Origin of the sequence: Anaerococcus lactolyticus ATCC 51172, from assembly GCF_000156575.1 — a bacterium.
In the GTDB taxonomy this organism is placed as follows: domain Bacteria; phylum Bacillota; class Clostridia; order Tissierellales; family Peptoniphilaceae; genus Anaerococcus; species Anaerococcus lactolyticus.
The window spans coordinates 191,160-210,750 of record NZ_GG666047.1; the positions used below are offsets into that span (position 1 = coordinate 191,160).

The 19,591-nt window shown below is 34.3% G+C and carries 18 protein-coding genes; 15 read left to right on the forward strand and 3 right to left on the reverse strand.

Annotation, left to right across the window (positions count from 1 at the left end; translation table 11 throughout):
• The first annotated feature begins 27 nt into the window (after nucleotides 1–27).
• The 11 genes from fba to HMPREF0072_RS07605 all read left to right on the forward strand — a co-directional run bounded on the left by fba (nucleotide 28) and on the right by HMPREF0072_RS07605 (nucleotide 11,122).
• Nucleotides 28–891 carry a class II fructose-1,6-bisphosphate aldolase gene (gene fba / locus HMPREF0072_RS07555; protein WP_004828858.1) on the forward strand — a complete coding sequence of 288 codons (864 nt, stop codon included), beginning with the start codon at nucleotides 28–30 and terminating at the stop codon, nucleotides 889–891.
• Between the two features lie 46 nt (nucleotides 892–937).
• A complete protein-coding gene (rho, locus tag HMPREF0072_RS07560) occupies nucleotides 938–2,245 on the forward strand; it encodes a transcription termination factor Rho (protein WP_004828859.1) in 1,308 nt (435 codons plus the stop codon).
• Nucleotides 2,246–2,311: 66 nt separating this feature from the next.
• Nucleotides 2,312–2,515, forward strand: a complete 204-nt coding sequence (gene rpmE, locus HMPREF0072_RS07565; RefSeq protein WP_004828860.1) for a 50S ribosomal protein L31 — start codon at nucleotides 2,312–2,314, stop codon at nucleotides 2,513–2,515.
• A 52-nt stretch (nucleotides 2,516–2,567) separates the two neighbouring features.
• On the forward strand, nucleotides 2,568–3,362 hold the full coding sequence (gene prmC / locus HMPREF0072_RS07570) for a peptide chain release factor N(5)-glutamine methyltransferase (protein WP_004828861.1): 795 nt from the start codon (nucleotides 2,568–2,570) through the stop codon (nucleotides 3,360–3,362).
• A gap of 3 nt (nucleotides 3,363–3,365) precedes the next feature.
• On the forward strand, nucleotides 3,366–4,442 hold the full coding sequence (gene prfA / locus HMPREF0072_RS07575; RefSeq protein ID WP_004828862.1) for a peptide chain release factor 1: 1,077 nt from the start codon (nucleotides 3,366–3,368) through the stop codon (nucleotides 4,440–4,442).
• Nucleotides 4,443–5,372, forward strand: coding sequence for a cation diffusion facilitator family transporter (locus tag HMPREF0072_RS07580; RefSeq protein WP_004828863.1), 930 nt, complete (start codon nucleotides 4,443–4,445; stop codon nucleotides 5,370–5,372).
• A 9-nt stretch (nucleotides 5,373–5,381) separates the two neighbouring features.
• Nucleotides 5,382–6,416, forward strand: a complete 1,035-nt coding sequence (locus tag HMPREF0072_RS07585) for an L-threonylcarbamoyladenylate synthase (protein ID WP_004828864.1) — start codon at nucleotides 5,382–5,384, stop codon at nucleotides 6,414–6,416.
• Between the two features lie 11 nt (nucleotides 6,417–6,427).
• Nucleotides 6,428–7,057: a uracil phosphoribosyltransferase gene (upp, locus tag HMPREF0072_RS07590; RefSeq protein WP_004828865.1), complete on the forward strand. Its 630-nt coding sequence runs from the start codon at nucleotides 6,428–6,430 to the stop codon at nucleotides 7,055–7,057.
• Nucleotides 7,058–7,066: 9 nt separating this feature from the next.
• Nucleotides 7,067–8,344, forward strand: a complete 1,278-nt coding sequence (gene murA, locus HMPREF0072_RS07595) for a UDP-N-acetylglucosamine 1-carboxyvinyltransferase (protein ID WP_004828866.1) — start codon at nucleotides 7,067–7,069, stop codon at nucleotides 8,342–8,344.
• Nucleotides 8,345–8,346: 2 nt separating this feature from the next.
• Nucleotides 8,347–10,503 (forward strand): SF1B family DNA helicase RecD2, encoded by a 2,157-nt coding sequence (gene recD2 / locus HMPREF0072_RS07600; RefSeq protein ID WP_004828867.1) that lies wholly within the window; start codon nucleotides 8,347–8,349, stop codon nucleotides 10,501–10,503.
• Complete coding sequence (locus HMPREF0072_RS07605; protein WP_039931239.1) at nucleotides 10,493–11,122, forward strand: amidophosphoribosyltransferase; 630 nt, start codon at nucleotides 10,493–10,495, stop codon at nucleotides 11,120–11,122. The genes recD2 and HMPREF0072_RS07605 overlap by 11 nt, the downstream gene beginning before the upstream one ends.
• 34 nt (nucleotides 11,123–11,156) lie before the next feature.
• Here the strand turns inward: HMPREF0072_RS07605 and scfB are convergent, their stop codons facing one another.
• From scfB to HMPREF0072_RS07620, 3 genes are all read right to left on the reverse strand, one after another.
• Nucleotides 11,157–12,539: a thioether cross-link-forming SCIFF peptide maturase gene (gene scfB, locus HMPREF0072_RS07610; protein ID WP_039931241.1), complete on the reverse strand. Its 1,383-nt coding sequence runs from the start codon at nucleotides 12,537–12,539 to the stop codon at nucleotides 11,157–11,159.
• Between the two features lie 118 nt (nucleotides 12,540–12,657).
• Nucleotides 12,658–12,810: a six-cysteine ranthipeptide SCIFF gene (gene scfA, locus HMPREF0072_RS07615; protein ID WP_004828870.1), complete on the reverse strand. Its 153-nt coding sequence runs from the start codon at nucleotides 12,808–12,810 to the stop codon at nucleotides 12,658–12,660.
• 45 nt (nucleotides 12,811–12,855) lie between these two features.
• On the reverse strand, nucleotides 12,856–14,208 hold the full coding sequence (locus HMPREF0072_RS07620) for an aminotransferase class V-fold PLP-dependent enzyme (protein WP_004828871.1): 1,353 nt from the start codon (nucleotides 14,206–14,208) through the stop codon (nucleotides 12,856–12,858).
• Between the two features lie 86 nt (nucleotides 14,209–14,294).
• Between HMPREF0072_RS07620 and HMPREF0072_RS07625 the strand changes: the two genes are divergently transcribed.
• From HMPREF0072_RS07625 to clpB, 4 genes are all read left to right on the forward strand, one after another.
• Nucleotides 14,295–15,167 (forward strand): LCP family protein, encoded by an 873-nt coding sequence (locus tag HMPREF0072_RS07625; protein ID WP_037328557.1) that lies wholly within the window; start codon nucleotides 14,295–14,297, stop codon nucleotides 15,165–15,167.
• 38 nt (nucleotides 15,168–15,205) lie between these two features.
• Nucleotides 15,206–15,724: an adenine phosphoribosyltransferase gene (locus tag HMPREF0072_RS07630; protein ID WP_004828873.1), complete on the forward strand. Its 519-nt coding sequence runs from the start codon at nucleotides 15,206–15,208 to the stop codon at nucleotides 15,722–15,724.
• Nucleotides 15,725–15,907: 183 nt separating this feature from the next.
• Complete coding sequence (locus tag HMPREF0072_RS07635) at nucleotides 15,908–16,837, forward strand: J domain-containing protein (RefSeq protein WP_037328555.1); 930 nt, start codon at nucleotides 15,908–15,910, stop codon at nucleotides 16,835–16,837.
• 1 nt (nucleotide 16,838) lies between these two features.
• Nucleotides 16,839–19,415, forward strand: coding sequence for an ATP-dependent chaperone ClpB (gene clpB / locus HMPREF0072_RS07640; protein ID WP_004828878.1), 2,577 nt, complete (start codon nucleotides 16,839–16,841; stop codon nucleotides 19,413–19,415).
• Nucleotides 19,416–19,591 lie beyond the last annotated feature (176 nt).

The following is a 19,591-nucleotide window of genomic DNA, read 5'->3' on the forward strand; positions in this document are numbered from 1 at the left end:
AATAGGGCACTGCCCGGAGGAGATAATATGTTAGTTAATGCAAAAGAAATGTTAGACCTAGCCTATGAAAATGGCTATGCAATTGGACACTTCAACACCAACAACCTAGAATGGACCAAGGCAATCCTACTTGCTGCTGAAGCAAAAAAGACTGCTGTTATAATTTCATCAAGTGAAGGTGCAGCAAAATACATGGGTGGCTTCAAAACTGTTGCAAATCTTGTAAAGAATCTACATGACGCACTAGGAATCACTGTTCCAGTTGCAATTCACTTAGATCATGGTACTTATGAAGGTGCAAAGGCTTGTATCGAAGCAGGTTATACTTCTGTAATGTTTGATGGTTCTCATTTCCCAATCGAAGAAAACCTAGAAAAAACAAAAGAAATCGTAAGACTTGCTCATGAAAAAGGTATATCTGTTGAAGGTGAAGTTGGTGGCATCGGTGGAGAAGAAGACGGTGTAGCATCTGCTGGTGAACTTGCAGACGTTGAAGAATGTAAAAATCTTGCAGCTTGTGGAATTGACTTCCTAGCAGCAGGTATTGGTAACATCCACGGTGTATATCCAGCTGATTGGCAAGGTCTAAACTTTGATAGACTAAAAGAAATTTCTGAAGCAGTAAAAATGCCATTAGTACTCCATGGTGGTACAGGTATTCCTGATGATCAAATCAAGAAAGCTATCAGCCTAGGCGTTTCTAAAATTAACGTAAATACAGAATGCCAAATCGCTTTTGCTAAGGCAACCAGAGAATATATTGAAGAAGGAAAAGACCAACAAGGCAAGGGCTTTGACCCAAGAAAACTTCTTCTTCCAGGAACAAATGCAGTTCAAGCTTTAGTAGAAGAGAAGATGGACATGTTCGGTTGCGAAAATAGCGCTAAATAATAAAGATTTAATTGGGGGCTTAAGGGCCCCTTTATTGTACAAAAATATGGATAATTTAAAAGATAAAAAATTAGTCGACTTAAGAGAAATTGCTAAAAATCTTGGGATAGATTCTATTAGCAAATATAGAAAAGACGAATTAATAAAACTTATAGAAGAAGAAGAAAAAAACAAGGACGAAGAAAGCAAAGAAGCTAGAGAAAATGATCTTGGTGCAAAATTTGATTGTGATGGAATTCTTGAAATCCTACCAGATGGCTTTGGTTTTTTGAGAACTCAACTTTATGAATCAGGTGATGATGATATTTATGTGCCACCTAAGCAAATAAAAATGTTTAGGTTAAAAACTGGAGATTTTATTGAAGGAATAGCCAGAGAAAAACACGACAAGGATAAATTTTCTCCTCTTATTTTTGTATCGACTGTAAATGGAATTAAGCCAGCAGATGCGTTCAATAGGGACTTGTTTGAAGATTTGACACCTATTTATCCAAATGAAAGGATAAGTGTTGAAACTGACCCTAAAAATATTTCAGGAAGGATTATCGATGTAATAAGCCCTATAGGTCGTGGTCAAAGGGGGCTGATTGTATCTCAACCTAAGGCAGGAAAGACAACTTTGATTAAGGATATAGAAAGGTCACTTGAAAAAAATTATGATGACCTAAAGATAATTGTCCTTTTAATAGATGAAAGACCGGAAGAAGTAACAGATTTTATTAGATTTGTAAATGAATATAGGGATCCGGAAAATGTTTTAATGCGCACAGAAGTTGCCGCATCAACCTTTGATATGCCACCACAAAACCATATTGACATTGCTGAAATGGTTCTTGAAAGAGCCAAGAGATTTGTAGAAGAGAAAAAAGACGTGGTAATACTTTTAGATTCTCTAACAAGACTTGCAAGGGCCTACAATATTATGACTCCTCAATCAGGCAGGACCCTTTCAGGTGGTCTTGACCCACTCGCCCTAGTTGGACCTAAACAATTTTTTGGCGCAGCAAGAAATATTGAAAATGGCGGATCACTTACAATACTTGCCACAGCCCTAGTCGACACTGGCTCAAGGATGGATGATATGATATTTGAAGAATTTAAGGGAACTGGTAATATGGAAGTTCACCTTGATAGACGTCTTTCAAATAGGAGAATTTTCCCAGCAATAAATATCGAAAAATCATCTACAAGACGTGATGACCTTCTTCTTTCTAGCGAAGAGATGGAGGCTGTTTATAAGCTTAGGAAATCTGATTTAAACAACACCGAGTCTATAGTTGAGCTTATAGACTGGATGAAAAGAACTAAGTCTAATAAACAATTTGTAGAACTTGTAAATTCATCACTTAAATAACTTGATTTTAATATCACAGCTGGTATAATTTATATTGCTTATTGAAATGGAAAATAGAGGTGAATTATGAATAAAGAATTACATCCAGAATATCACCAAGCCAAAGTAACTTGCATGTCTTGCGGCAACGAGTTTACTGTAGGTTCAACAGAAGAAGAAATCAAAGTAGAAGTTTGCAATAATTGTCACCCATTCTACTCTGGTAAACAAAGAACTGCTGAACGTGGTGGTAAGGTAGAAAGATTTAACAAGAAATACGGTAGAAAATAATAGTATTAAAGATAATAAGGTAAGGCAACTTACCTTATTTTTGTGTAAAATAATGAAAATATCAGACTTTTTAAAAATAGATTATGATACAAGCCTTATAGCCCTTACTTATATTTTGGGCAAGAGCAAGTCTTATATTCTGATGAATCAAAATTTAGAATTAAATAGCGAGCAAAATCAGCGATTAAATGATATAATAAATAAGAGAAAGGTCTCTTATCCACTCCAGTATGCAATAGGCCAGTGGGAGTTTTATGATCTTAGATTGAAGGTGGACGAAAGAGCCTTGATACCAAGATTTGAGACAGAGATTATCGTTGATTACCTAATAAAATCCCCGATGAAAAAGGAAAAGATTTTAGATATAGGCACTGGCACAGGTGCCATCGCCTTAGCCTTGGCAAAAAATATTGAAAATTCTTTTGTTATTGGCTCTGATATTGAAGATAGGGCCCTAAGTCTTGCAAGGGAAAATAAAGTTTTTACAGGAACAAAAAATGTCGATTTTATAAAATCTGACTTGTTTAAAGATATAAGTGGAGCTTATGATTTGATTATTTCAAATCCGCCTTATATTGATAAAAAAGATTATGAATCTCTCGAAAAAGAACTATATTTTGAGCCTAAATCAGCTCTCTACGGGGGCGAAGATGGTTTGGATTTTTATAGGGAAATTATAAAAAATGCAGGTGCCTATCTTTGTGAAGGTGGTCATCTTGTTTTCGAGATAGGTTACAATCAAAAAGATATATTAAATAAGCTTCTAGTAAACCAAGGCTTTGTGAATATAGAAAATATAAAAGATTTTAATGATTTTGATAGGTTTATTATTGCACAGAAAGGATAAATTATGTTTGAAAATTTAGAACATGTTAGAGAAAATTACAAACAGTTAGAAGCGAAACTCGCTGACCCAGCAGTTTTAGCTGACATGGATCAGTTTAGGAAGGTGTCTAAGGAATATAATTCCTTAAAACCTGTCGTTGAGAAATATGAAGAAATAAAAAATGCTGAAGATACTATAGCTGAAAACCAAGAGCTCATAAATGAAGCTGATGATCAAGATATGATCCAAATGCTAAAAGATGAGATTGAGGAAAATAAGGATAAATTAGAAGTGTTGAAGGATGAAATGCAAATTCTTCTTATCCCAAAAGACCCTAATGATGAAAAAGACGTTATCGTTGAAATTAGACCAGGAGCTGGTGGAGATGAGGCAGGTCTTTTTGCAGGTGATCTTTATAGGATGTATAACATGTATGCTGATAAGGCTGGCTTTAAGACAGAAGAAATAGAAGTTAATACCCAAGGTGTTGGTGGTATAAAAGATGCTACCTTTGTTGTAAGAGGCGAGGGGGCTTATTCTAAGTTAAAGTATGAATCAGGAGTGCACAGGGTTCAAAGGGTGCCTGAGACAGAGTCTGGTGGAAGAATCCATACATCAACTGCAACTGTTGCAGTTCTACCAGAAGTTGATGAAGTTGAGCTTCACATAGATCCTAATGATATAAGGACAGATGTTTATAGGTCTTCAGGTAATGGTGGTCAGTCTGTAAATACCACAGACTCAGCAGTAAGACTTACCCATATTCCGACAGGCCTTGTAGTAGCTATCCAAGATGAAAAAAGTCAGATAAAAAATAAGGAAAAGGCTATGAGAGTTCTTAGGGCAAGGCTATATGAACTTGAAGAGCAAAAGAGAAATAAGGAAATAGCTGACAACAGAAAGAGCCAAGTTGGAACTGGTGATAGGTCTGAAAGAATTAGGACCTACAACTTCCCACAAGGAAGAATTACCGACCATAGAATCAATAAAACAATTTACCAGCTAGATGATTTTCTAAATGGAGATATAGAAGATATGATTAATTCTCTAATAGCGGAAGATCAAACAAGAAAACTTGAAAAAGTAGGCAAGGAAGAATAATTGTTTAATTTTTTAGCAAAAAAATTTGTAAAAGATTATAAAAATATTGATAATCCTGATGTTAGACTCAATTTAATAAGTCTATCTTCTATCATGGGGATAGGTATGAATATTCTCCTATTCTTATCGAAAATATTTTTGGGAATATATACTAGGTCCACAGCGATTTTAAATGATGCCTTTAACAACCTTTCAGATTCGGTCGTGTCAATCATGTCCCTATTTGGTGCTAGTTTTTCAAAAAAACCAGCAGACGAGGAACATCCTTTCGGTCACGGAAGAGTTGAATATATAATGGCGCTTTTAGTATCTATAGTGATTATATATGTAGGTATAAATTTATTTATTAATTCTGCAAAAAGTTTTAATGACCCAAATCCAAATGGACTTAGTCTTTTATCTTTTGTCATACTTTTCGCTGGCATATTGCTTAAGGTATACATTTATTTACTAAACTCAAAACTCTACAATGATTTAGAATCAGATTTAAATTTAGGAGTTTTGCTTGACGCTAGAAATGATATAATTTCTACTACTGCTATTATATTAGGTGTTTTCTTGCAAAGGTATGTTAATTTCAACCTAGATGCAGCCATGGGGGTTGTGGTAGCATTTTTCGTAACCAAACCAGGCATAGACTTATTTAACGAAACTGTTAGATACCTTCTGGGAGAAAGAATTGATGAAGAAGTGGAAAAGAAAATATCAGATATTCTTTTAAGTGGAGACTATATAATAGGTTTCCACCACCTAGATATTCACCAATATGGGAAGGGGCATATAGCTGGGTCTTGCCATGTAGAAGTTCCTGGTAACCTTACAGTTGCCGAACTTCACAAAGAAATAGACCGTATTGAAAAAAAGATTAGGAAAGAAACTAGAGTTATCCTTACCCTTCATGCAGATCCAACATACAATATAGTAGATTAAGAAGGTTAAATGAAAACTGAAATTTTAAAAATTGACAGAGAAAATATTGATACAGATGCTATAAAAAAAGCTGCAAATTTTATAAAAAGTGGCCAGCTTGTTGCCTTTCCAACAGAAACCGTTTACGGACTTGGTGCAGATGGAATAAATGATGAAGCTTGTCGAAAAATCTTTAAGGCCAAGGGAAGGCCTAGCGATAATCCTCTTATCTTACATATTTCCCATATATCTATGTTAGATAATTTAGTAGAGGAAATTACCGATAAACATAGGAAATTATTTGAACTTTGGCCAGGACCAATGACACTCATTTTTAAAAAGTCAAAATCAATTCCAGATGCAGTAACAGCTGGAGGAGATACTGTGGCAATAAGGTTTCCATCGGATCAAATAGCAAGAGCTTTAATTACAGAAGCAGATACACCAATAGCAGCTCCGTCTGCAAATATTTCCGGAAGACCATCACCTACCAATGCAAGCGATGTTTACCAGGATATGGATGGTATTATTCCAGTAATAATAGATGGTGGCGAATCAAATATAGGTATTGAATCAACTGTTATTGACTTATCAGGAGATGAACCTATAATCCTAAGACCAGGTTTTTATACCTATGAGTTTCTAAAAGATATACTCAGCGACATGAGGCTTGATGATAGTTTAGTTGATTCATCAAAAATCCCGAAATCGCCTGGACAAAAATACAAGCACTATGCGCCTAAGGCGAAACTTAGGGTTTTTATTGGAGAAGATGTACCTACACATTTACTAAGCGAGGCTGAAAAATATAAGTCTGATGGCAAAAAAGTCGGTATATTAGCATTTGAAGAAGATAAAGAGAAGTTTAATTCTTATCCTTATATTTCCTTGGGATCAAGAAAAGATTTATCAACTATGAGTCACGTTTTATTTTCATCTTTGAGGGAAATGGACAGACTCGGAGTTGATTTAATACTTGCAGAAGGTGTTAAGGAAAAACATTTGGGTAAGAGTATAATGAATAGGATGAAAAAAGCAGCAGCAAATGATGTAAATTTTATATAATAGGAGTAGATATGAAAAACGTAACAGTATTAGACCATCCAGTAATCAAACATAAAATTTCAATTCTTAGAGATAAAAACACGGGCTCAAATGAATTTAGGTCTTTGGTAACCGAAATAGCTATGATGTTAGCCTATGAAGCAACAAAAGATCTAGAGCTTGAAGAATATGATGTAGAAACACCAGTTGCAAAGACAACAGGCTACAGGCTTACAGGTAAGAAGATTGGTATAGTTCCAATATTAAGAGCTGGTCTTGGCATGGTAGATGGTGTACTTGAAGTTTTGCCAGCAGCCAAAATTGGTCATATTGGTATGTATAGAAATGAAGAAACCCTTCAACCAGTAGAATATTATTGTAAACTTCCTAGTGATGTTGAAAATAGAGATATCCTAGTTGTTGATCCTATGCTTGCTACAGGTGGTTCTGCATGCGATGCTATAGATAGGTTAAAGGAATATGGATGCAAGTCTATAAAATTATTGTCAATTATAGCAGCTCCTGAAGCTTTTAAACTACTTGAAGAAAAGCACCCAGATGTTAAGATTTATATTTCTCAACTAGATGAAAGATTAAATGAGAATGGTTATATTGTTCCAGGCCTAGGAGATGCTGGCGATAGATTGTTTGGAACTAAGTAAGGAATAGAAATGGCGAAAAAAGAAATTTTAATTATTAAATCTAATGGACCTCTCAAGGGTGAGGTGAGCATATCGGGTGCGAAAAATTCAGCACTTCCTATTCTTGCTGCCTGCGTTTTAGGTACAGAAGAGATAATATTAGATGGGGTTCCTGAGCTTAAGGACGTGGAAATAATGGTGGAAGTCTTAAAGCATTTGGGTAGTGAGGTGAAATATCTTGACCAAAATACTTTAAGTATTAATTCAGCAAGCATTAACACTTGCGAAACACCTTATGAATTAATGGATAAAATGAGAGCGTCCTTTGTAGTTATGGGTCCACTTTTATCAAGATTTCATGCTGCTCACACCAAGGCACCAGGAGGTTGTAATATTGGAAGTCGTCCAATAGACCTCCACTTAAAAGGATTCGAAGCCCTAGGAGCAGTAAATACTGTAAATGATGATGAAATTGCAATCGTTGCAAAGAATGGTCTTGTAGGCACAGAGATATACTTAGATTTTCCATCTGTTGGTGCTACTCAAAATATAATGATGGCTGCTTGCCTAGCAAAGGGAAAGACAACCTTAGAAAATGCTGCAAAAGAACCAGAGATAGTCGATCTTGCATCTTTCCTTTCAAAGATGGGAGCAAATATTAAGGGTGCAGGAACATCTACAATTGTAATCGAAGGTGTAGAAAAACTTACTGGTACTCGCCACACTATTATCCCTGATAGGATAGAGGCAGCTACCTATATGACAGCTGCAGCTATGACTAGGGGAGATGTTCTAATAAATAATGTTATCGGTTCTCATATTAGACCTGTTATAGCAAAACTTGTAGAAATGGGTGTTGATGTAGAAGAAATTGAGGATGAGGATAAGATAATTGTCAAGGCTCCAAAAAGATTAAAGTCAACTAATATTCAAACTCTCCCATATCCAGGTTTTCCAACAGATGCTCAAGCGCAATTCATGGCACTTATGACAGTCTGTGAGGGAGAAAGTAGGATTCAAGAAACTGTTTTTGAAAATAGGTTTATGCATGTTGAAGAACTTATGAAAATGGGAGCTGTAATAGCTACATCTGGTAATAGGGCGACTATAGCAGGAGTTAAACAACTTCATGGTGCAGATGTAAGAGCAACCGACCTTAGAGCTGGCGCTGCCCTTGTTATGGCAGGTCTTGTTGCTAAGGGTACAACAAGAGTCTTTGATATATATCACATAGATAGGGGATATTCAAACCTTGTTGATAAATTGACCAAGCTTGGCGCTGATATAAAGAGAGTAACGGTAGATTAATAATGAAATTAGAAGGCATAGTAACTAACATTAGGTATAGGAATGATGAGAGCGGATATAGCGTAATGACGCTTGAAACTCTTGATTCTGATATAACTATTGTTGGAACTATGCCTTTTTTTAATGAAGGCGACAGGATAGAAGTTGAAGGTGAATTTACCTACCATGATAAATATGGTGAGCAAATAAATGTAAAAAACGTTATACTTAAAAAACCTTCCGACAAAGAATCTATAATTAAATATCTTTCTAGTGGTAATATCAGAGGGGTAGGCAAGAAGACAGCTGAGGCAATTTATGCTGTTTTTGGCAATGAGTCTTTAGATGTTTTATATAAAAATCCTGATAAACTTTTAAAGGTTGAGGGCATAGGTAGAAAGAAGTTAGGAGATATAAAATTATCTGCAGAAGAAACAAGAGATTCAAGGAGGAGTTTGGAATTTCTCCAAGGTCTTAGAATTTCTTATAACTTAGCGATGAAAATTTATAATAAGTATGGTGAAAATACAGTTGATATTGTTAAATCCAATCCTTATAAACTAATAGAAGATATTAAAGGTATCGGTTTTACAATGGCAGATAGTTTAGCTAGAAACATGCAAATGGAGATAAATTCTGCCTTTAGGATATCAGCTGGTCTTACTTATGTAATTGAAAACGAGGCTGATTTTAACGGTCACACTAGCCTTGAGATGTCATACCTCATTGATGAAGCATCAAAACTTTTAAAAGCTGATAAAAATTTAATAGAAGATCAAATTCAAGAAGATTTATTATCTGGAAAACTGGAACTTGTAGAAATTGAGGGCAAATCTTATGTTTATTCCAGAAGTCTTTACAAGGCTGAAAAATCTGTTGCAATGTCGCTTGCAAAAAAAATAAGTGAAGCTTATATTTTCGATGTAGAAATAAATGAAGATTTAAGGGCTTATTCCGATGAGCAAAAAGAAGCGATTGAAGGTGCTTTTGCCAATATGCTTTTAGTTATAACAGGAGGGCCTGGCACAGGTAAAACTACAATAATAAACGCTATTACAACTATCCTCGAAAAAAATGGTTTATCCTTTGCTCTAGCTGCACCAACAGGCAGGGCTGCTAAGCGTATGCAAGAAGCTACTGACAGCGAAGCTAACACTATCCATAGGCTAGTAGGTATTAGGCCAGATATGCCAATAGCTGAATATAATGAAGAAAATCCAATTGAAAAAGACTACATAATAGTAGATGAAATGAGCATGGTTGATATTTTCCTTATGAAAAATTTACTAGATGCTGTTGGAGAATCTACAGCTCTAATCTTAGTTGGAGATAGTGATCAGTTACCATCTGTGGGTCCTGGAAATGTTTTATCTGATATTCTAGATTCGCCTGCAAAATCAATTAGACTTAAAAAAATTTTTAGGCAGGCAGGAGAGTCAAATATTATAATAAATGCCCATAGGATAAACGAAGGCAAATACCCGGTATTGAATCAACCGAATAAGGATTTTTTCTTTATAGATACAAGTGGAGAAGACTTTAAAAAAGATTTATTGAGTTTGATAAAGGACAGGTTGCCAAATTTTTATAAGTTTGACCCTGTAAAGGATATAGAAGTCCTTGCCTTATCAAGAAAGACAAGTTGGGGAGTAGATTCAATTAATAAATCTATCCAAGAGGTCATAAATAAAGAAAAATTATTTTTAAAAATAAATGATAGGCTCTTTAAACTCCATGATAAGGTTATGCAAATAAGAAATAACTATGATTTAAAGGCCATAAACAACGTTACAAACTATGATGGGGTTTATAATGGTGATATTGGTATCATAATTGATATCGATACAAATGAGGAGAGTATCAAGGTAGAATTTGATGATGGAAAAATAGTTAATTACAAAAAAGAAGATGTAAAAGACTTAGATTTATCCTATGCTATCACAGTGCATAAGTCGCAAGGTTCTGAGTTTAAATGTGTAATCATTCCAATGATGCAAGTTGCACCTATGCTATTAACCAGGAACCAACTTTACACTGCTGTGACCAGAGCTAAAAAGCTTGTTATTTTGCTGGGGGATAAGCTTTATATTAAAAAAATGGTTGACAACAATAGGTCAAATGACAGAAATTCAAATCTTTCTTATTGGATAAGTGAAATGGAGAAAATCCTTGCTGATTGATTATTTATTTTTAGATAAAAATACCTGCACCTTTTGCCAGAGCGAATATATTTATAAGTATGGACTTTGTAGGGATTGTTTTGATAAATTAGACTTCGTAGATAATAAATTTCTAATTGGAGATTATGATTGTTATTCTATTTACTTTTACAATGAATTTTTCAAAAGACTTATTGGTCTTTATAAGTTTGAACGAAAGACAGAATTTTCAAAAATATTCTCAAAGATGATTTACGACTATGGGATAGAGAAAAATATTTTTGATGTAGATTATATTTTGCCGGCTCCATCTTCAAGAAAAACTCTACTACATAGGGGATTTGACCATATTAGGATGATCACTGATGATTTTATCGAAAAAATTGGCCCAGTTTATCTGGATGGATTTTCAAAAGTTAAGGATACCAAGGCCCAGCACGATTTGGGTAAGGAAGAAAGGTCTAAAAATTTAATAGGTGCTTTTAAATTTGACAAAGACCTGACTGGGAAATCGGTATTGATAATTGATGATCTAGTTACAACTGGCAATACTTCATTAGAGATTATAAAAGTTTTGGGAAAAGCGAATGTAAAAGATATAAAGATCCTAGCCCTAGCTTCTGAAAGAAGGGTACTATAAAAGCCAAGAAATCACTTGATTTCCTGGCTTATTTTTATGCTTGTTCTGTTTCGGTTTGCTTCATAAATTCATATATTTTGATTGCAAGAGCCATTTCAATTCTTTTTTTAAAGAGTTTGCATGAGTAATCGTGGGTGTGGTTTAAATCGCCTGTAGCATTGTAGTTATTTGCTGCACAGCCTCCAGAACAATACATGCTTGCCCAACACTGTCTACATTCAGATTTTGAATAGCAATTGCAGGTCTTAAATTGGTTTACAAGGTCTTTATTTTTCACTCCTTCAAAAATATTTCCTATTTTAAACTCATCGTTACCTACAAATTGGTGGCAAGGGTAGAGGTCTCCAGTTGGAGTTACTGCCATGTATTCTGTTCCTGACCCACAGCCTGATAGCCTCTTGTGGATGCAAGGACCATTTTCAAGGTCAATCATATAGTGGTAGAAGATAAATTTATCGTCTTTGTCTATTGCTTCCATCATCATATCTGCAAGTTTTTCGTATTGGTCAAAAAGAATAGGAAGATGTTCTTCCTTTAGGGCGTATTCATTATCAGGGCTGCCTACAACTGGCTCAAGCGAAGTACGTTTGAAACCAAGGTCTAGGTAGGTTTTGATATCTTCTGTAAAGTCTAAGTTGTTTGCTGTATAGGTACCTCTCATGTAGTATCCCTTATCACCACGTTTTTCGACTAGCCTTTGGAATTTTGGCACGATTAGGTCAAAAGAACCAGTACCTGCGAGAGTTTTTCTAAAGTGGTCGTGCTTATCTTTTCTACCATCTAAGGATAATACAACATTTTTCATGTTTTCATTCAAATAATCGATAGTATCGTCATTTAATAGTAGACCATTTGTAGTTAGGGTGAAGTTAAAGTGTTTATTAAATTCTTCCTCCTTGCTTCTAGCATAATCAACCGTATATTTTACGACATTGAGATTCATTAAAGGCTCTCCACCGAAAAAGTCTATGTCGAGGTTGTGGTGTCTACCAGAATTTTCTAGTAAAAAGTCAATCGCCATTTTAGCAACTTCCTTAGTCATGATTGCATCCGGACCGTGGTACTTGCCACCCTTGGCAAAACAGTAATCGCAAGTGAAGTTACAGGTGTGAGCAACGTTTAGGCAAAGTGCCTTTATATTAGTTGGTTTTTTTGTAACATCTATAGCTAGGTCCTTAAAAGCATCATCAGTGAAAAGTTGACCTGTAGAAATTAAGTCACAAACCTCATCAAAGGCTGCTTCAATCTCTTCATCACCAAGATTGTACTTATTTTTTATCTTAGTTTTAAGCTCTTCAATTTCTATATTCTTATAATTTTCTATAATATCGTAGGTGACGTCATCAACTAAATGGACCGACCCACTGTATATATCTAAAACAATATTAAAACCCTTAGCTTTATATTGGTGTATCATAAAATCTCCTTCATATGTAAAATCCATAATATTATACTTATCTACTAGGATTATAAAAGTATTAAATAGAAAAAACTTACCTACATATATGTAAGTAAGTCATTAAATAGAGATTTTCCTATTTATTTTCTTTTTTGCTAACACATTCTTGGTTGGCAACTCCGCAAGATGTTTTACAAGCAGATTGGCAAGATGTTTGGCATTCGCCACAACCACCATCTTTTTGACTCTTGTGAAGATTTCTTGTGTTAAGTGTAAGTATTCTTTTCATATTAAAATCTCCTTATCGATAAGAATTTCTTATTCAACTAATATATTAACAGTTTTCATCCATTTTGTCAATCAAGACTGCAATAGAAGTACCATCAAGATTTAGCTTTATATTGTTTTTTTGTAGGTTTTCCATATTCTCTAAGACCTTAGAATCGATAAGCTCCCCAGGCGCTAGGATTGGAATTCCAGGTGGGTAGGCGTAGATGAAATTACTAGCGACTCTGACTTTAGAATTTTTTATATCAATTAATTTTGCTTGCATATCTATGGCCTCATATAGGTCGTAAACTTTTTTAGGGTTGTGGTAGGTAAATTTGAAAGAATTTTCGGATTTTTCTATGGCCTTATCAATTTTTATTAGGGCATTTTTAAGCCTTATAAAGCCCTCATCAGTATCATATATACTTGCTATTAATAGAGCATAGGAAGGGTAGGCCATTTCTATTTCGATTTTTTCCTTTTTTAATAAGTCTCCTAGGGTTTTTCCATTTATATTAGTATTTTTAGTTGAAATTAATATTTTTGACCTGTCTTTATTGGTTGAATCATATAAGCTTAAGTTTTTTAATTTTAGGTTATAAAGATCTCTTAGTCTAGGCTTTAATTCTTGGTTCAAATTTTCTAATTCACTTATATTTTCTAAAATATAAGCAATTGATTGTAAAATTAGGTAAGAAGGAGATGAAGTTTGAAAGATGGCCATGGCAAACCTCAAATCTTTTATCATAGTGTCATCGTTAATTAAAACTGCAGCTCCTGGAGTGAGGGCCGGTAGGTTTTTGTGAAAGGAAGTTATGGCTATATCAAAGGCATTTTTATATGCTCCTGTTAAAAATAAGTGAGACCCGTGCGCCATATCTAAAATGAGTTTTGCTTTGTATTTTTTACATATCTTATAAATTTTTTCTATATCTAAAATATATCCCTCATAAGATGGTGATGTCACCACAACAGCCGAGTAGGTTTTATTTTTTAATTTATCTTCTAAGTCTTCAAAAGAAATATCGACTATGGCTCCGATATCATTTGTCTTTACGCCAAGGTAGTCGACTTTTAACTTATTAATTAGGCAAGCATTGTAAACCGCCTTGTGGGATGACCTTTGGATTAGGATATTTTTATTATTTTGGCTTAAGGATCTAATGCTAGCTAAGATTCCAGAAGTAGACCCATTTGTAGAAATTATCGCATCTTTTACATCGTATATTTCTGCAATTTTCTTTTCCATTTCGACAAAAACTTCTTTGGGGTCATTTAGGTTGTCAAGCCCATCTATTTCTGTAAAATCTCTTCCGTAGCCAAGTTTTGGATTTAAAAGCTTTGACCTCTTGTGACCTGGCATGTGGAAGGGATAGTAATTTTCTTTAAGGTAATCGTCAATAATTTTATTTAACATATGTCCTCCACTAATATTATAGCTTAACTTAAAAATTTTGTAAGGTAAATTATTCTTTTGGGTGTATGATAAGTCTAGGTGATAAAATGGAAAATAAATTTATTAGAATAATAAAATCAATAATTATATTTTTGCTTTTTGTTGTTGTATTTGCAGCTGGTTTTCTTTTATTAGGTTTTTTTAAGGGCCAAAATATTGATAATCCTTTAGCTGATATAGTAGGGCAAAAAGATGAGTCTTTAATTTTGCTTGCAGGTGTTGATTCAACTGGTGAAGATACAGGGACAAGGACAGATACCCTCATGCTTATTAAGGCTAATAGTAAAGATAATTCGGTAGATATGATTTCTATTCCAAGAGATTCCTATGTATCTATAAACGGAAAAATGGATAAGATTAATGCAGCCCACTCTTATGGTGGGATTGATTTAACTATGGATGTTGTTAGGAATTTCTTAGGCATTAACTTGGATAAATACATGGTCATATCTTTTGAAGCTGTTATTAAGGGAATTGATGCACTTGGTGGTATGGATGTAGATGTAAGCGATAAAGTCGGTGCTGCTATGGGTATAAGCCCGGGAGTCCACAAGATGACAGGAGATCAAGTGCTTAGTTATGTAAGATTTAGGAAAGGCTATCAAAATGCTGATCTTGGAAGGATTAATACCCAACAGGATTTTCTAAAGCAATTCATAAAAGAATCCAGCAAGATAGAAAATTTGCCAAAACTACCTAAAGTTTATCAGGCTATGAAACCATATATTAAAACAAACATGAGTCTTAAAGAACTATCATCACTTGCCATGAAATTTAAATCAGTCGATTCATCAAAATTAAATTCGGTAAGGCTTGAGGGTGAGGGTTTTAATATGGGAGGCATCTCATATTATAAAATTTATCCAGAGTCAATAGAAAATATAAGGACTACTTACTTAAATTCATTTTTAAGAAATTAGGAAATGGGTATAATAGATATGTATAAGATGGAGGAGATATGGATATTAAATCATTAATAAGAGTAATAGAAGATTACCCGGAAAAGGGCATATCCTTTAAGGATATAACAACCCTATTAAAAAATAAGGATGGTTTTAGAGAAACCATAGACTTATTAGAGCAAAAACTTCAAGGCTATGACTTTGATTATATAGCAGGTGTTGAATCTAGAGGCCTAATCTTTGGTGCACCCCTAGCTGATAGATTAAACAAGGGGTTCATTCCAATAAGAAAACCTGGGAAACTACCTGGTGAAATTGAAAAAGTTAGCTATGATTTAGAATATGGTACAAATGAGTTAGAAATTCATAGAGATGCCCTTAAAAAGGGTGATAAGGTTGTAATTATCGATGACCTTATAGCTACAGGTGGGTCTGCAAAGGCTGCTGCTAAACTAGTGGAAGCTATAGGCGGAGATGTAGTATGCTTTGAATTTTTAATTGAACTAACATCTCTAAAGGGCAGGGAAGTTCTAAAGGACTATGATGTTATATCTATAGTTGAATACGATCATTAAACTAAAAACAAAGAGATTTCAAATTGAAATCTCTTTTCAAATGCTTGAATTTACGAGCCCTTACATAGATAAAAAAATAAATATTTGCATTAAATAGTTTAAAATTACACTTGAAATGGTCGTAGGACAACGTATAGTACTATTAAGGTCAGAGATGGTCAAAGAAATAAGATGGAGGTAGATATGCAATATAGGGATTATTATGAAGTACTAGGAGTTGATAAAAAAGCTAGTGCTAATGAAATAAAAAAAGCTTATAGGAAGCTAGCAAAAAAATACCACCCAGACCTTCATCCAGATGATGAAAGTGCAAATAAAAAATTTACAGAAATAAATGAGGCTTACGAGGTTCTATCAGATCCAGAAAAGAGAAACAAGTATGATACCTTTGGTGCTAATGCGAACTTCTCTGGTGGACAAAATTTTGACCCAAGAGATTTTGGATTTGATTTTTCTAACTTCGGTAATGGCTCTTACACATATACAAGTTCAAATGGTTCAGGTTTTTCAGACTTTTTTGATACACTTTTTGGCGGCTTTGGAAATACTTCTTCAAGAAAAGCTCAAGGCTTTGGAGGTTTTAATCAAGGATTTGGAAGTGGATTTAGTAAAAAAGCAAAGACTAAACTAGATACTGAAGTTAGTATTTCAATCGACGAAGCTATCAAGGGTACAACAAGAAAAATTTCCGTAAAAACTGAAGCCGGTATAAAAGATATAGAAGTTAATATTCCAGAGGGAATTAAGAATAGAAACAAGATTAAAATTGATGGCTCCAAATACGGATTAAATGCTGATATATATGTCTGTGTAAAGATAAAAGAAACAGAAGATTTAAAATTAGATGGAATTGACTTTATTAAAAAAGTAAAGATTAGTCCTTGGGATGCTTATTTTGGTACAAAGAAAAAAATATCAACCATAAAGGGCAATATCTTAGTAACCATACCAGAGAAAATCACTTCTAATAAGAAAATTAGACTTAAGAATCTTGGTTACACTGATAGGAAAAATCAGACAGGTGATTTAATCCTAGAAGTTTTGATAGAAAATCCAGACCTAAACGAAGAACAAGTAGAATTATATAAAAAATTAAAAGAAATCGAGGGATAATATGGATAATAACAAATTAACACAAAAATCAATCGAAGCTATCAACAATGCAAATTCCATGGCAATTAAAGATGCTAATCCAGAAGTTAATGAATTTCACTTAGCCCTAAGCTTAGTTGATAGCCCAAGCTCCTATGTATCAATGGTCCTATCCAAAATGGGAGTAGATGTAAATGCTTATAAAAAGAAAATTGAAGATAAGATAGAAAATTTACCAAAACAATCAGGTAATGCCAATACCTACCCATCGCAAGTCTTTCAAAGGATATTTTTAAAGGCTGAAGATGAGGCAGATGCTATGGGAGATTCCTTTGTTTCAGTAGAACATATATTCCTTTCCTTACTTAAGGAAAATACTGAAATGTCACCAATCAATAAGGAATTTAACATTTCTTATAAGGTTTTCAAAGACTATGTCTTAAAAGTCAGAAATGGTCAAAAAGTTACTACTGATAATCCGGAAGAAACTTCAAACCCACTTGAAAAATTCGGCAGAGACTTAACACAAGAGGCAAGGGATGGAAAAATTGACCCAGTTATCGGTAGGGACGCAGAAATTAGAAATGCTTTAAGGATCCTATCTCGTCGTAAGAAAAATAACCCAGTTTTGATTGGTCAGCCAGGTGTTGGTAAAACAGCAATTGTAGAAGGTCTTGCTCAAAGAATTGTAAATAACGATGTACCAGAACCTCTACAAGGTAGGAGAATTTTCTCCCTTGATATGGGTGCTTTAGTTGCAGGTGCGAAATATAGGGGACAATTTGAAGAAAGACTTAAGGCAGTAATTGAGGAAGTCAAAAAATCTGATGGTCAAATTATAATGTTTATCGATGAAATCCACACTATTGTAGGTGCTGGCAAGTCCGAAGGTGCTATGGATGCATCAAATATTATGAAACCAATGCTTGCTAGGGGAGAAATCAAGGTAATCGGTGCAACAACCTTAAATGAGTACAGGGAATATATCGAAAAAGATGGAGCTCTTGAGAGAAGGTTCCAGAAGGTTATGGTAGAAGAACCAAGTGTTGAAGATACAATTTCAATCCTAAGAGGTATTAAGGAAAAATATGAAATCTTCCACGGCATTAGAATTCAAGATTCGGCAGTAATAGCTGCAGCAGAATTATCTGATAGGTATATTTCTGATAGGTTTTTGCCAGATAAGGCGATAGATCTTATGGATGAGGCTTGCGCAACTGTAAGGACTGAAATTGATACTATGCCAGCCTATCTTGATGAGCAAAAGAGAAAGCTTCTTCAACTTCAAATAGAAATTACAGCTCTTAAAAAAGAGGAAGATGATTATTCTAAGAAGAGACTAGCTGATCTTGAAAAAGAACTAGCAGATCTTTCGGATACTTTTAATGAGGATTTCCTAAAATGGAAAGAACAAAAATCTGCTATTGATGATGTAAAATCAATCAAGGAAGAGATAGACAAGGTTAAGGTAGAAATCGACCAAGCAGAAAGAAACTATGATTTTGAAAAACTTTCCGAATTAAAGTACGGCAAGCTAGCTGAGCTTGAAAATAAATTAAAAGAAGCTAGTTCAACTAATAATGACGAATCTTCCATCAAAGAGGAAGTGACAGATGAAGATGTGGCAGATGTTGTATCTAGTTGGACAAATATTCCAGTTTCAAAATTGGTTGAAACAGAAAGGACAAAGATTCTCCACCTTGGTGAGACTTTACACGAAAGGGTAATAGGCCAAGATGAAGCAATTAAGGCCGTTTCTGATGCGATAATTAGAGCTAGGTCAGGATTAAAAGAACAAAACAGACCTATAGGTTCCTTTATCTTCTTGGGTCCAACAGGTGTTGGTAAGACAGAGCTTGCAAAGACATTAACAGAAGCAATGTTTGATGATGAACATAATATGATTAGGATAGATATGAGTGAATATATGGAAAAATATTCTGTATCCAGACTAATCGGTGCCGCTCCAGGCTATGTTGGCTACGAAGAAGGCGGCCAATTAACAGAGGCAGTTCGTAGAAAACCATATTCAGTTATTCTTTTTGATGAAATCGAAAAGGCTCACCCAGATGTATTTAATATTTTGTTACAAGTATTAGATGATGGAAGATTGACAGATAGTCAAGGTAGGACTGTTGATTTTAAAAATACTATAATCATTATGACATCAAATATCGGTTCAGAATTCTTGATAGATGGTCTAAATAAAGATGGTACAATCAAAGAAGAAAATCAAAAGAAAGTAGATGAAGTTCTAAGACGTTCATTTAAACCAGAATTCTTAAATAGGATTGATGATATTGTAATGTTCACACCACTTACAAGTGATCAAGTATATAAAATTATCGACCTACAAATTGATAATATCAGGAAGAGACTTGCTGATAGGGATATCAAACTTGAGATTACACCAGAAGCTAAGGAATATATCCTTGCTAACTCTTATGATGTAGAATATGGTGCTAGACCTGTTAAGAGATACCTACAAAGGAATGTAGAAACAAAACTTGGTAAGTTAATTATTGAAGGAAAAGTTGCTGATAGGGATACAGCAATTCTTGACCTTGTCGATAATCAACTAGAGTTTAAAACTAAATAGCTAAGAATAGATAAGTAGAAATAATAACGGAGTAATTTAATAGGTTGCTCCGTTTTTCTTTCGGCTATTTTGTGCGATTTCATACTATATGTAGTAAAACGAGAAAATAGACCACTATATATAGTATAATTTATTTTACTTTAGAAAAGAAATATGGTATGATTATAGTGTAATTT